Here is an 11,921-nt window from a genome sequence, read left to right as displayed (position 1 = left end):
ATGACCGAGGAGACGTCGCGCGAGCCCTGGCAATGGGAAGAGGCCGAATGGCGCGCGCGCGTGAACCGCGTGCGCGCGGGCCGCCGGCTCGCGCCGGCGACATGGCCCGGCGGCAAGGGGTTCGCGGTCGCGATCTCGTTCGACAGCGATCATGAAACCAACGAACTGCGCGATGGCGGGCGATCGATCTCGCGGCTGAGCTGGGGCGAATATGGCGCGCGCGTCGGTGTGCCCCGGATATTGGACCTGCTCGCACGCCATGGCGTGCCGGCGAGTTTCTACGTGCCCGCGGTCGCGGCGTTGCTCCATCCCGAAGAACAGCGCCGCGTCGTTGCCGAGGGCCATGAGATCGGTCTTCACGGCTGGATCCACGAGCGCAATTCGGTTCTGCCCGAAGCGGTCGAACGCGAACTGATGTTGCGATCCGCCGACACGATCGAGGCGGTCTGCGGCGAACGCGCGGTCGGCATCCGCACACCGTCGTGGGATTTCGGGCCGGGCACGCTCGCCACGATCCGCGACATGGGGCTCGCCTATGACAGCTCGCTCATGGCCGACGAGGATTGCCACGAACTGCTCCTCGATGGCGAAGAATGCGGCGTCGCCGAGCTCCCCGTCGAATGGATCCGCGACGATGCGCCTTATTTCCTGATGGACCGCTTCGGATCGGCGCGGCCGTATCTCGCACCCACCGACGTGTTCGATATCTTCCGGCGCGAGCTCGACGCCGCCTGCGAAGCGGGGGGCCTGTTCCAGCTCACACTCCATCCGCATATCATCGCGGCGCGCTCGCGCATCTGGATCCTCGACGAGCTGCTGCGCCATGCCGGCGCACGCGGCGCCTGGTTCGCGACCCACCGCGATATCGTCGCTCATGCGCGCATGGCTGCCGCTGTCGATGGCGCAGAAATCGCACGAAGTGAAAATTGCCTGGTGGGGTCGCCCCGCCCGGCTGCGTCTTAACCCACGAGGGCGGGCCTTCAGGCCGAATCAAGTGCCCGTCCTCACTTCAAAGGAGCCGCTGCCTGCCATGAAAGCGAAACTGTCCTTCACGCCGTCCCTTGCGAGGACTTGTCTCGGCGCCACGGCCGCAGCGGCTCTGCTTGCCCTCACCGTCCCGGCCGCTTCGGGTCAGTCGCCATCGGGTGCCCCGGTTCCCAAGCTCAACGATCGCCGTCCGTTCCTCGCACCGGATGCGCGGACGAGCGACGATCCCGTCCGTATTCCGCGCAAACCCGTTGCCGAGACTGGTCCCGAGCTCGTCATTCGCGGCGGGCGCCTGTTCGACGCGGTGAGCGGCGGTGTTCGCCCCGCGACCATCGTCATCCAGGGCAATCGCATCAAGGCGATCCTGCCGCCCGATGCGACCGGCTGGGGCGCCGACGCGCGGATCATCGATGCCGCGGGCAAGACGGTGATGCCGGGTCTTATCGACATGCACACGCACGTCACCTACCCCGACCGCGCGTCGCCGTTCGACGAGCAGGGCAGCGAGGGCGCGGGGACGCTTCGCGGTCAGCGCAATCTTCGCTACTTCCTCGAGTCCGGCTTCACCTCGGTGCGCGACCTCAACGGCGTCAGCAACGCGCCCTTCCTGCTCAGCGAATGGAGCGCGGCGGGGATGATCCCGGCGCCGCGCGTCTTCGCCGCGGGCTGGATCATCACCGGCACCGGCGGCCATGCGACCGAGCGTCCCTCGATCCCGAGCCACGGTCCCGATTATGCCAAGGAGGTCGATGGACCCGACGCGTGGCGCGGCATGGTGCGCAAGGCATTCAAGGAAGGCGCGAGCGTCATCAAGATCGCGAGCCATTTCGCGCCCGACGAGGTCCGCGCCGCCATCGAGGAAGCCCATCTTCTCGGCCTCAAGGTCACCTGCGACTGCGAGACCATCTACACCGAGATGGCGGTCGATGCGGGCATCGACATGATCGAGCATCCGCTGCCGCGCTCGGACGCCGCGATCGCCAAGATGGCGAAGAAGAAGATCGCCGCAGTGCCGACGCTGCAGGTTTACCAGAATCTGCTCGACCGCGCCGGCGGTTTCTACGGCTCGACCTCGCGCCGCTTCACGATGACGAGCCAGGGCAATTTCGACGAGTTCAAGAAAATGAAGGCCGCGGGCATCGTGATGGGCATCGGCACCGACACGATCGGCGATGCGAGCCTGATGGTCCCGAACAGCTATATTGCCGAGCTCAAATGGTTCGTGCGTGGCGGCTATTCGGTGACCGACGCGCTCAAGGCGGGGACGATCGTCAATGCGCAGCTCCTCGACATGGGCGACGAGCTTGGCAGCATCGAACCCGGCAAGCTCGCCGACATCATCATCGTTAATGGGCGGCCAGACGAGAATCTCGACGACCTCGCGAAGGTCGAGGATGTCATCAAGGACGGCCAGTGGCTGATCGAAGGCGGCCAGCTCGTGACCCCGCGTCATGTCTCGCAGCCGCTCGCCAAACCTTCGCCCCCGGCCGACGTGAAGTGACACGCCGCCTGTCAGCCTTTGTGCGCTAGGACACGACCGGGATGGACGCGATCGTCACGGCAGAAGAGCGCATCGAACCCACGCGGCGCGAGACGGCGCGCGCGCTCGGCTCGGCGATGATCGGCAACTGGTTCGAGCTTTTCGATTTCATCATCTACGGCTATTTCGCCGCCCAGATCGGGCATGCGATGTTCCCCGAGGCCGATCCGGTGACGATCATCCTGTCGAGCTTCGCGACCTATGGCGTCGGCTTCATCATGCGTCCCGTCGGCGGCATGGTGCTTGGCCATTTCGGCGATCTCCACGGCCGCAAGACCGCGCTGGTCTTCACCATGCTGCTCATGGCGGGCGCGACCGGCGCGACCGGGCTCATTCCGCCCTATACCGCGATCGGGATCGCGGCGCCGATCCTGCTCGTCGTCTGCCGCCTTCTCCAGGGCTTTGCCGCGGGCGGCGAATGGGGCGGGGCGACCACCTTCCTCGTCGAATATGCGCCGCCGCACCGGCGCGGCTTCTACGGCGCGCTCCAGCAGCTCAGCACCAGCCTCGCGATCCTCTCGGCGCTCGGCACGTCGCTGGCGCTCAATGCGCTCCTCACCGAGCAGCAAATGGTCGAATGGGGCTGGCGCATTCCGTTCCTCCTCGGTTTCCTCGTCGCGCCGGTCGGTTTCTACCTGCGCCGAAGCGTCCGCGAGACGCCGCGCTACCGCGCTGCGAGCGAGGACCGGTCGGTGAGCCCGATGCGCGAAGTGCTTGCAAGTCACCGCGGCGCGGTCGCCAATGTCTTCGGCGTCGCGATCATCTGGTGCGTCGCGGGCTATACCTTCGGCGCCTTCCTCATCAGCTATGCGACCGAGCTCCTGCACATCGAGCGCGGCACGGTGCTGCTCGCGATAACCGCAGGAACGCTGGTCAACATAGCGGTCATCCCGCTCGCAGGGCATTTGTCGGACCGCTATGGCCGCAAGCCGTTTCTGGTCGCGAGTGCGACGGGCTTCCTCCTGCTCGTCTTCCCGCTCTTCCATGCGATGGCGACCTTCCAGGCGCCTTGGACGATCTACGCGACCGCGATCACCGCGGCAATCCTGAGCGGCCTCTACAGCGGCTGCGCGCCGACCTTTCTCTGCGAGCTGCTTCCGACGCGGGTGCGTTATTCGGCGCTATCGGTCGGCTATAATGGCGCAGTGATGCTGTTCGGCGGCTTCGCGCCCTTCATCGCGACCTTGCTCATCCAGCAGACGGGAGCGCTCGCCTCGCCCGCCTTCTACGTCATGTCGGCCGCCGCGCTGACGCTCGTCTTCCTGCTTCGCTTGAAAGCGCCCGATCAGGCCACCGCGCTCGATCGCTAGCCGCCAACTACCAACCAAGAGGGTCCCGATTTATGAAACGACTGGCTGCCGCCGCCGCCTTCGCGTGGCTGATGACGACGAGCGCCGCGATCGCCGGGCCGGTCCCGACACCGAAGGAGGTGCTCGGGCACGATATGGGCGAGGACCGCTATGTCGCGAGCTACAGCGAGACCGCGACCTACTGGAAGCGGCTCGCCGAGGTCAGCGACCGCATCAAGCTCATCGACATCGGCCCGACGGTCGAGAAGCGCCGCCAGCTCATGGCGATCGTTTCCTCGCCCGAAAATCTCGCGATGCTCGACAAGTATAAGGATATTTCCGAGCGGCTCGGCCGCGCCGAAGGGCTGACCGACGAGCAGGCGCGCACGCTCGCCGCCGAGGGCAAGGCGGTGATCTGGGTCGACGGCGGGATCCATGCCAGCGAGACGCTCACCCATTCGGCGATCATCCAGCAGGTCTATGACCTAGTGAACAGCGACGACGCCGAGGCGAAGCGCATCCGCGACAATGTCATCATCCTGTTCGTCGCGAACAATCCCGACGGCCAGGAACTGGTCGCCAATTGGTACATGCGGATCAAGGATCCGGCGAAGCGCGAGGCGGGCTTCGAGAGCTTGCCCAAGCTCTACCACCCCTATGTCGGCCACGATAACAATCGCGACTTCTACATGGCCGAGATGCCCGAGACGCAGAATATAACCCGCGTACTGTTCCGCGACTGGCGGCCGCAAGTCGTGCTCAACCAGCATCAGACCGGCCCCGCGGGCACCGTCGTCTTCATTCCGCCGTTCCGCGACCCCTTCAACTTCAACTTCGACCCGCTCGTGATGACGAGCCTCGAAGAGGTGGGCGCGGCGATGCAGTCGCGGCTGCTCGCCGACGGCAAGCGCGGCGGTACGTCGCGCGACGGGGCGCATTACGACACCTGGTATAATGGCAATCTTCGCTCGATCTCCTATTTCCACAATGCGATCGGCATTCTCACCGAGACGATCGGCAAGCCGGTGCCGATCGACATCGAACTCGTTCCCGAGCGCCAGCTTCCCGGCAACAACCAGCCCGCGCCGATCGCACCGCAGAAATGGCATATCGGTCAGTCGCTCGAATATAGCATGACGATCAACCGCGCGGTGCTGAGCTATGCCGCCGCGAACCGCGAGAAGCTGCTCTTCAACATCTATCGCATGGGCGCGAACAGCATCGCGCGCGGCAGCGAGGATAGCTGGACGATGACCCCGACGCGGATCGCCGAGATGCACGCCGCCTCGGCAGCGACCGGCGCCAAACCCGTCGCGACACGGACGCGCGGCAGCGGTTCGATCGAGCCGCGCTTCTACGATGCGGTCATGAAGAATCCGGCGAACCGTGATGCGCGCGCCTATGTCATCGATCCCGGCCAGCGCGACTATCCGACCGCGATCCGCTTCCTCAACGCGCTGATCAAGCTCGGGGTCGATGTCGACCGCGCTGGCGCGCCTTTCGCCGCGAACGGCAAGCAATATCCCGCGGGAACCTATTTTGTGTGCGCCGCGCAGGCGTATCGCCCGCACATTCTCGATATGTTCGAGCCGCAGGATTATCCGGAGAATTTCGAATATCCGGGCGGTCCGCCGATCCCGCCCGCTGACGCGACGGGCTATACGCCTGCTTTCCAGATGGGCGTGAGCTTCGAACGCGTTCTCGATGCGCTCGACGTGCCGTCGGAACGGGTCTCGACCATCCTCGCCAATCGCCCCGGGCGCATCGTCGGCGAAGGCAAGGCGGGCTATCTTGTCGGACACGGGGCGAACAACAGCTTCATCCTCTCGAACCGCCTGTTGAAGGCCGGCCAGCCGGTCTCCTGGCTTTCGCAGCCGGTCGCGGTCGCGGGTGCCGGCGCCGAGCCGGGCGCGCTTTGGGTGCCTGCGAGCGCCGCGGCGACGCGCATCGTCGAGGCGAGCGCCGCCGAACTCGGGCTCGACGTCGAGCGTGCGGCCGCCACGCCCGCGGGTGGTCTCGAAAGGCTCGACGGCGCTGCGGCCATCGTCGAGGTCGATCGCGGCAAGGGCCGCGTCATCCTGATTGGCCCGGAGGTCGCGCTGCGCGCGCAGACGCACGGTGCGTTCAAGCTCCTGTTCAACGCCATCTATCTGGGTGCTGGTCATGGCCAGCGTTGATGTCGGCACGGCCGCCGTGCGAGACGCGGCGCCTGCGCCTGCGAAGCGCGCGCACGCGCTCCAGGATCTGAGCTGGCCCGAGTTCCAGGCGCGGCTTTCCGACAATCCGCCGATCCTGCTCCCGCTAGGTAGCCAGGAACAGCAGGGGCCGCACGCGCCGATGGGCGATTATGTGCTTGCCGAACGGCTCGCGCTCGCCGCCGCCGAGCGCGCGGGCGCAATCTGCGCCCCGGTGCTGCCCTTCGGCCATGCCGATTTCTTCCGCGGCGCGGCGGGCGGGGTCCAGCTCCGCGCGGCGACCTTCACGATGCTGCTCGAGGATATGGTCATCGCCTTCCTCGACCATGGCCTCAGCCATATCATCATCTGCAACGGCCATTCGACCAACGCGCCGCTGATCGCGCAGGTCGCGCAAAAGCTTCGCCGCGAGCGCGGCATCATGATCGCCTCGCTCAACCTGTGGCGAATGATCCCCGATAGCCTCTGGGAGCAGGTGCACGGCACTGCCAGCGCGCGGGCGCGCGGGCATGGCGCAGATCCGGTCACCTCGGTGGGACTGCATTTGACCCCCGAGCTGATGCGGATGGGCGCGGCGCGGCCGGCGATGCGGTCGAGCGCCTTCGGCCTCCCTACAACCAGTCAGTTTGCAGGCGCGACGTTCGGCGAGTTCGAGGTGGCATTTCCGCTCGACGTTACCGAAGTTGCCTCGAACGGGGTCGGTCAGGGCGATCCCACGCTCGCCTCCGCCGAGGCGGGTGCGCGCTTCTCGGAATGGCTCGTTAGCGCGGTCGCCGACTTCACCGTGCATTTCCGGCGCTGCGATCCGGCGCGCCCACATCTCGGTCCGCTTGCCGCATGACCGCTCCCGGAGACGATGCGGCACTGGCCGCGGCACGGGCGCAGTTGCTCGCCTCGCCGAAAGGTGCGGCTGCGGTGCGCGCCTTCTTCGATCCGACCACCTCGACGATCAGCTATGTCGTCCACGACCCCGCCACAATGCGCGGGGCGGTGATCGACAGCGTCCTCGACTATGACGCCGCCTCGGGGCGGACGTTGACCGCGTCGGCCGAGGCGATCATCGCCTATGTGCGCGATGCGGGCATCGGCATCGACTGGCTGCTCGAAACCCACGCGCACGCCGATCATCTCTCGGCGGCGCCCCGGCTCGCGGAGAGCCTCGGCGGGACGATCGCGATCGGCGAACATATCCGCGACGTCCAGGCGGTGTTCGGCGACATCTTCAACGCCGGACCCGAGTTTCGCCGCGATGGCTCGGATTTCGGCCACCTCTGGTCCGACGGTGAGCATTTTGCGATCGGCGAGTTGCCGGTCACGGTGCTCCATGTCCCCGGTCACACGCCTGCGTGCGTCGCCTATGCGATCGGCGACGTCGTCTTCGTCGGCGATACGATGTTCATGCCCGATTACGGCTCGGCGCGCGCCGACTTTCCAGGCGGCGATGCGGCGCAATTGTTTCGCTCGCTGCGCCGCATCCTCGAGCTTCCTGGCGATACGCCGCTCTTCCTTTGTCACGACTATCTGACCGCCGGACGGACCGAACATCGCTGGGAGACGACCGTCGCCGAGCAGCGCAGCGCCAACGTCCACGCGCGCGACGGCATTACCGAGGAGGAATTCGTCGCGCGACGCCGGGCGCGCGACGCCGGGCTCTCGATGCCCGCGCTGCTGTTGCCGGCGGTGCAGGTCAACATGCGCGCGGGACGGCTGCCGCCTGCGGAGGACAATGGCGTCGCCTATCTCAAGATCCCGATCGACCGGCTTTGAGCGCCAGCGACCCTTACGAACGGAGAGATTATGACCATCAGAACCCTGACCCCGGCCCTTAGCGTGTCGCCGCAGATCGCTCCGGCGGACGTTGCCGCGCTCGCCGCGTCGGGTTTTCGCGCGATCGTCTGCAATCGCCCCGATGGCGAGGAGCCGGGCCAGCCACCGGCTTCGACGGTCGCGGCAGCGGCCGAGGCGCATGGCCTTCGTTTCGTGCATATTCCGGTCGTATCGGGAACGATAGACGAAGGCGATGCGGCCGCGATGGCGCGTGCGCTTGCCGACCTTCCGGCACCCGTGCTTGCCTATTGCCGGTCGGGCGCCCGCTCCGAGCAACTGGCCGAAATGGCCGCCGCGCGCGGTGCCGATGGCGCCGTCGCGCGCTACGACATCGTCGTGATCGGCGGCGGCAGCGCGGGGATCGCGACCGCCGCGAGCATATTGCGCCGCCGTCCGGGTGTGTCGCTCGCGATCGTCGAACCGAGCGAGGATCATTATTACCAGCCCGGATGGACGATGGTCGGCGGCGGCATCTTCGCGGCCGAGGAGACGCGGCGCGGTGAGGCGGGTCTGATCCCCGACGGTGCAGAGTGGGTCCGCGGCGCGGCTGCGTCCTTCGACCCCGCTAGCGACCGGGTGACGCTCGCCGACGGGCGTGTGATCGGTTACCGCGCGCTGGTCGTCTGTCCGGGGCTCAAACTCGACTGGGACACGATTCCAGGGCTCGCTGCGGCGCTCGGCTCGGACGGCGTCACGTCCAACTATCGCTACGACCTCGCGCCCTATACCGACCGGCTCGTACGCCGCTTCCGCGGCGGGCGGGCGCTGTTCACCCAGCCACCGATGCCGATCAAATGCGCGGGTGCGCCGCAAAAGGCGATGTATCTGTCGTGCCACCGCTGGGAGCGCGCGGGGGTGCTTGGACAGGCCGATGTTCAATTTCATACGGCGACGCCGTCACTGTTCGGCGTCGCGGCCTATGTCCCGGCGCTTGAGGCCTATATCGCGCGCTACGGCATCGACCTGCAGCTCGAATCGCGTCTCGTGTCGATCGACGGCGCGGCGAAGGTCGCGCTGTTCGAGCAGCGCCGCGGCCACACGGTTCGCCGCGTCGAGGAGCGTTTCGACATGATTCATGTCGTGCCGCCACAGGTCGCGCCCGATTTCATCGCATCGAGCCCGCTCGCGGCGCCCTCGGGTTTCGTCGCGGTCGATGAGGCGACGCTGCGGCATCCCGTCTACGCCAATGTCTTCGCGCTGGGCGATGTCGCGGCGACCACCAACGCCAAGACCGCGGCGGCGGCGCGCAAGCAGGCGCCCGTCGTCGCGTTGAACGCGCTCGCGGCGCTCGATGGCGCCGCGCCGGTGGCGGCCTATGATGGCTATGGGAGTTGCCCGCTTACCGTCGAGGCGGGCAAGATCATACTCGCCGAATTCGGCTATGGCGGAAAGCTGCTGCCGACCTTCCCCAAATGGCTGATCGACGGGACGCGGCCGTCGCGCCTCTCGTGGCTGCTCAAGGCGAAGATCCTGCCGCCGCTCTACTGGCACGGCATGCTGCGCGGCCGCGAGTGGCTCGCGGCGCCCGCCCGGATCGGCGAGGGCGGGTGACGCTCGACACGATCCAGTATCTGCTGGGCGCTCTGTCGGGCGGGATCGTTGGCTTCACCCTCGGGCTCATCGGTGGCGGCGGGTCGATTCTCGCGGTGCCGCTGATGGTCTATCTCGTCGGCGTCGCGAGCCCGCATGTCGCGATCGGAACGAGTGCGCTCGCGGTCGCCGCCAACGCCGCGTCGGGGCTCGCGCAGCACGCGCGCGCCGGGACGGTCAAATGGCGCTGCGGTTTTCTCTATGCGGGCAGCGGTATCGTGGGCGCTCTCGCGGGCTCGACGGTCGGCAAGGCGATCGACGGGCAGAAATTGCTCTTCCTGTTCGCGCTGCTGATGCTTGTCGTCGGCGTGCTGATGCTGCGCGGACGGAACAATCCCGGGATTGAAGGCGCCGCCTGCAATCGACACAACGCACCCAAGGTGCTCGGCTATGGCCTTGGGACCGGCGGATTTTCAGGCTTCTTCGGCATCGGAGGCGGCTTCCTGATCGTACCCGGGTTGATCGCGTCGACAAAAATGCCGATCCTCAACGCGGTCGGCACGAGCCTCGTCGCAGTCACCGCCTTCGGACTCACTACCGCGCTGAGCTATGCCGCGTCGGGGTTGGTCGATTGGCGGCTCGCTGGGATTTTCATCGCTGGCGGGCTGTTCGGGGGCGTCGCCGGGACGCGGGCGGCGCGGACGCTCTCGAGCCGGGGCGGCTTGACGGCGATCTTCGCGGGTCTCATTTTCGTCGTCGCGGCCTATATGCTCGTCCGGAGCGCGACCGCTCTCCTGAGCGCCGCCGGCGTTTGATGTTCATGTCGCCCGGCGCCATGCCGCCGCCGAAGTGGGGGGGGCGCTTTCGAGGCGCGCCTCTTCGGCTCGCTGCGTCTCTATCCCCATCTGTGTGAGGCCGATGCTGGTCGGATCGCGGGCCGACCAAATCTTGGGGTAACGGGCAGCTATCATCCTGTTCCAGGGAGACCGGCCATCAATCCACGCGGTGGAGACCATTTTTCTGCCGCCGGAAATACACCCGTTCCGTGCATAGGTCCGCCGTCGCCTCGAACCCTGCTTCGATCCATGCTCGCCGATGCGGAGACCCCGGCTGACCGTCCGCGCGCCACCATTGCGCGTCGGCCGCCCCGCGCGGCAGGCCGCCGCGGATGATGCCCTCGATCTGCGCGAAGCTCAGTTCGACGCCATCAACATCGTTGCGAACCTTCCACCGTCTCAGAAATGTGCCAAGCGCATCATATTTTCCCATAACGGCGTCTCCACAACATTGGTGGTGGCGAGCCTGGAGTCCAGATGTTCGCGCCTCCCCGCAGCAGATACGGTGTGCGTGGTCCGACTTGTAGTGCGAAGCCCTATCACATGCCACCAGTCCCCGTGCCGTCACGTTCGCAGGCGGCCGCCGCCAGGCTCTTGGATCGGTCGTCCATCCCTTCTTGTCGCCTTCCTACCGGGCTCGGATCGCCTTGTGCCGTCAACCCCTTGTCAGGGGTTCGCCCTCCGCTGCGCTCCGGTGACGGCGGCTCCCGGCCCGTAGAGCGGGCGTCATCGGGATAGTCCCGATCAACCCAAGGAGTCTAAATCATGGCCACCATCGCCAATCTCACCGTCAAGGCGGACGGCAGCTTCGAAGGCACGCTCGCCACCCTCAACGTCACCGCGCAGATCGCGATCATCCCCAACGGCCGCAAGGCGAAGGACAGTGAGCCCGACTACCGGATCGTCAGCCGCAAGAATGGCTTCGAGCTCGGCGCCGGCTGGAAGCGTTTTTCGCAGAACACCGGCGCCGAATATGTGTCGGTGTCGCTCTCGGCTCCCGAATTCGGGACGATCTATGGCAACATCGCCAATGCGCCCGGCGACGACCCGATGAAGAAGGTCATCATCTGGAATCCGCCGAGCTGATTGCCTCCGGCCCCGCCTCCGGGCGGGGCCGCCTAAATGGGGTCGGCACTGCGGACCAGGATTTCGTCAGGATAGCCATCCTGCGTCTCCAACGTCCCGCTGATCCGGTATCGGCCGGGCTTCAATGTCTGTTGCTGGAATGTCCCGCGGCCGAAAGCGACCGGGACAAAATAGCGATAACCATCCGGTCGAAAATGAAGCTCGCCAGCCGCATAATCGATCGATCCGGTGATGATCCCACGTTCGACCTCGAGCGAGAACTTCCTGACTTCAGGCGCCATGAGCAAGGGCATTTCGCGCTCGTCTGTGAGGCGCGGTATCTCACGTTGGCGCCTTTCGGCCTCGCGAACGTCCTGCGCGGAAGCTTCGTCCATGATCACGGTCCGCTGATCAATCGTGACGATATCGATCTGTTCGATATGGCAATGTTCGACCACATCGGCGCCCGCTTTGGCCAGCGGCGTCGGGTTCGCAGAATGCATGGCCCAGACGATTGCTCCGACCACCGCTCCGACGATGTGCTCCATCAATGCCCAATGGAAGTGAAAGAGGCGATCGTCCGTCAGATGTGGCGGCTGCTGAAGCCCGGCGGCGAACTTTTCATCGCGGACTATGGCGAGCAACGCGCCCT

At 66.4% G+C, this 11,921-nt stretch carries 11 protein-coding genes; 9 read left to right on the top strand and 2 right to left on the bottom strand.

Annotation, left to right across the window (positions count from 1 at the left end; all coding sequences use genetic code 11):
• From ACTIFP_RS15720 to ACTIFP_RS15685, 8 genes are all read left to right on the top strand, one after another.
• The gene (locus ACTIFP_RS15720) at nucleotides 1-963 is read left to right on the top strand and encodes a polysaccharide deacetylase family protein (RefSeq protein ID WP_439569653.1); all 963 of its coding nucleotides are present in this window, start codon (nucleotides 1-3) and stop codon (nucleotides 961-963) included.
• A 67-nt stretch (nucleotides 964-1,030) separates the two neighbouring features.
• Nucleotides 1,031-2,488, top strand: coding sequence for an amidohydrolase family protein (locus ACTIFP_RS15715; RefSeq protein ID WP_439569652.1), 1,458 nt, complete (start codon nucleotides 1,031-1,033; stop codon nucleotides 2,486-2,488).
• Nucleotides 2,489-2,529: 41 nt separating this feature from the next.
• Nucleotides 2,530-3,837: an MFS transporter gene (locus ACTIFP_RS15710; protein WP_439569651.1), complete on the top strand. Its 1,308-nt coding sequence runs from the start codon at nucleotides 2,530-2,532 to the stop codon at nucleotides 3,835-3,837.
• Nucleotides 3,838-3,869: 32 nt separating this feature from the next.
• Nucleotides 3,870-5,993: a M14 family metallopeptidase gene (locus ACTIFP_RS15705; protein ID WP_439569650.1), complete on the top strand. Its 2,124-nt coding sequence runs from the start codon at nucleotides 3,870-3,872 to the stop codon at nucleotides 5,991-5,993.
• Nucleotides 5,980-6,852: a creatininase family protein gene (locus tag ACTIFP_RS15700; protein WP_439569649.1), complete on the top strand. Its 873-nt coding sequence runs from the start codon at nucleotides 5,980-5,982 to the stop codon at nucleotides 6,850-6,852. Before ACTIFP_RS15705 ends, ACTIFP_RS15700 begins: the two co-directional genes overlap by 14 nt.
• Nucleotides 6,849-7,778 (top strand): MBL fold metallo-hydrolase, encoded by a 930-nt coding sequence (locus ACTIFP_RS15695; protein WP_439569648.1) that lies wholly within the window; start codon nucleotides 6,849-6,851, stop codon nucleotides 7,776-7,778. Before ACTIFP_RS15700 ends, ACTIFP_RS15695 begins: the two co-directional genes overlap by 4 nt.
• Nucleotides 7,779-7,808: 30 nt before the next feature.
• Nucleotides 7,809-9,389 carry a TIGR01244 family sulfur transferase gene (locus ACTIFP_RS15690; protein ID WP_439569647.1) on the top strand — a complete coding sequence of 527 codons (1,581 nt, stop codon included), beginning with the start codon at nucleotides 7,809-7,811 and terminating at the stop codon, nucleotides 9,387-9,389.
• Entirely contained in the window at nucleotides 9,386-10,183 is a 798-nt protein-coding gene (locus tag ACTIFP_RS15685; protein ID WP_439569646.1) for a sulfite exporter TauE/SafE family protein, read from the top strand. Before ACTIFP_RS15690 ends, ACTIFP_RS15685 begins: the two co-directional genes overlap by 4 nt.
• A gap of 178 nt (nucleotides 10,184-10,361) precedes the next feature.
• Here ACTIFP_RS15685 and ACTIFP_RS15680 read toward each other — a convergent pair whose 3' ends face one another.
• Nucleotides 10,362-10,637 carry a DUF7662 domain-containing protein gene (locus ACTIFP_RS15680; RefSeq protein WP_439569645.1) on the bottom strand — a complete coding sequence of 92 codons (276 nt, stop codon included), beginning with the start codon at nucleotides 10,635-10,637 and terminating at the stop codon, nucleotides 10,362-10,364.
• A 332-nt stretch (nucleotides 10,638-10,969) separates the two neighbouring features.
• Between ACTIFP_RS15680 and ACTIFP_RS15675 the strand changes: the two genes are divergently transcribed.
• Nucleotides 10,970-11,290 (top strand): DUF736 domain-containing protein, encoded by a 321-nt coding sequence (locus tag ACTIFP_RS15675; protein WP_439569644.1) that lies wholly within the window; start codon nucleotides 10,970-10,972, stop codon nucleotides 11,288-11,290.
• 32 nt (nucleotides 11,291-11,322) lie between these two features.
• Here the strand turns inward: ACTIFP_RS15675 and ACTIFP_RS15670 are convergent, their stop codons facing one another.
• The gene (locus ACTIFP_RS15670; protein WP_439569643.1) at nucleotides 11,323-11,913 is read right to left on the bottom strand and encodes a hypothetical protein; all 591 of its coding nucleotides are present in this window, start codon (nucleotides 11,911-11,913) and stop codon (nucleotides 11,323-11,325) included.
• Between the last annotated feature and the right edge of the window lie 8 nt (nucleotides 11,914-11,921).

This window comes from Sphingopyxis sp. (genome assembly GCF_051861155.1).
Taxonomy (GTDB): Bacteria; Pseudomonadota; Alphaproteobacteria; order Sphingomonadales; family Sphingomonadaceae; genus Sphingopyxis.
This window is presented reverse-complemented; position numbering and strand designations above follow the sequence as displayed.

Bases quoted from the DNA above. Each gene is read 5' to 3' on its own strand.
- ACTIFP_RS15680 (WP_439569645.1), bottom strand. From the start codon at position 10,637: ATGGGAAAATATGATGCGCTTGGCACATTTCTGAGACGGTGGAAGGTT.
- ACTIFP_RS15720 (WP_439569653.1), top strand. From the start codon at position 1: ATGACCGAGGAGACGTCGCGCGAGCCCTGGCAATGGGAAGAGGCCGAA.
- ACTIFP_RS15700 (WP_439569649.1), top strand. From the start codon at position 5,980: ATGGCCAGCGTTGATGTCGGCACGGCCGCCGTGCGAGACGCGGCGCCT.
- ACTIFP_RS15715 (WP_439569652.1), top strand. From the start codon at position 1,031: ATGAAAGCGAAACTGTCCTTCACGCCGTCCCTTGCGAGGACTTGTCTC.
- ACTIFP_RS15690 (WP_439569647.1), top strand. From the start codon at position 7,809: ATGACCATCAGAACCCTGACCCCGGCCCTTAGCGTGTCGCCGCAGATC.
- ACTIFP_RS15705 (WP_439569650.1), top strand. From the start codon at position 3,870: ATGAAACGACTGGCTGCCGCCGCCGCCTTCGCGTGGCTGATGACGACG.
- ACTIFP_RS15695 (WP_439569648.1), top strand. From the start codon at position 6,849: ATGACCGCTCCCGGAGACGATGCGGCACTGGCCGCGGCACGGGCGCAG.
- ACTIFP_RS15710 (WP_439569651.1), top strand. From the start codon at position 2,530: ATGGACGCGATCGTCACGGCAGAAGAGCGCATCGAACCCACGCGGCGC.
- ACTIFP_RS15675 (WP_439569644.1), top strand. From the start codon at position 10,970: ATGGCCACCATCGCCAATCTCACCGTCAAGGCGGACGGCAGCTTCGAA.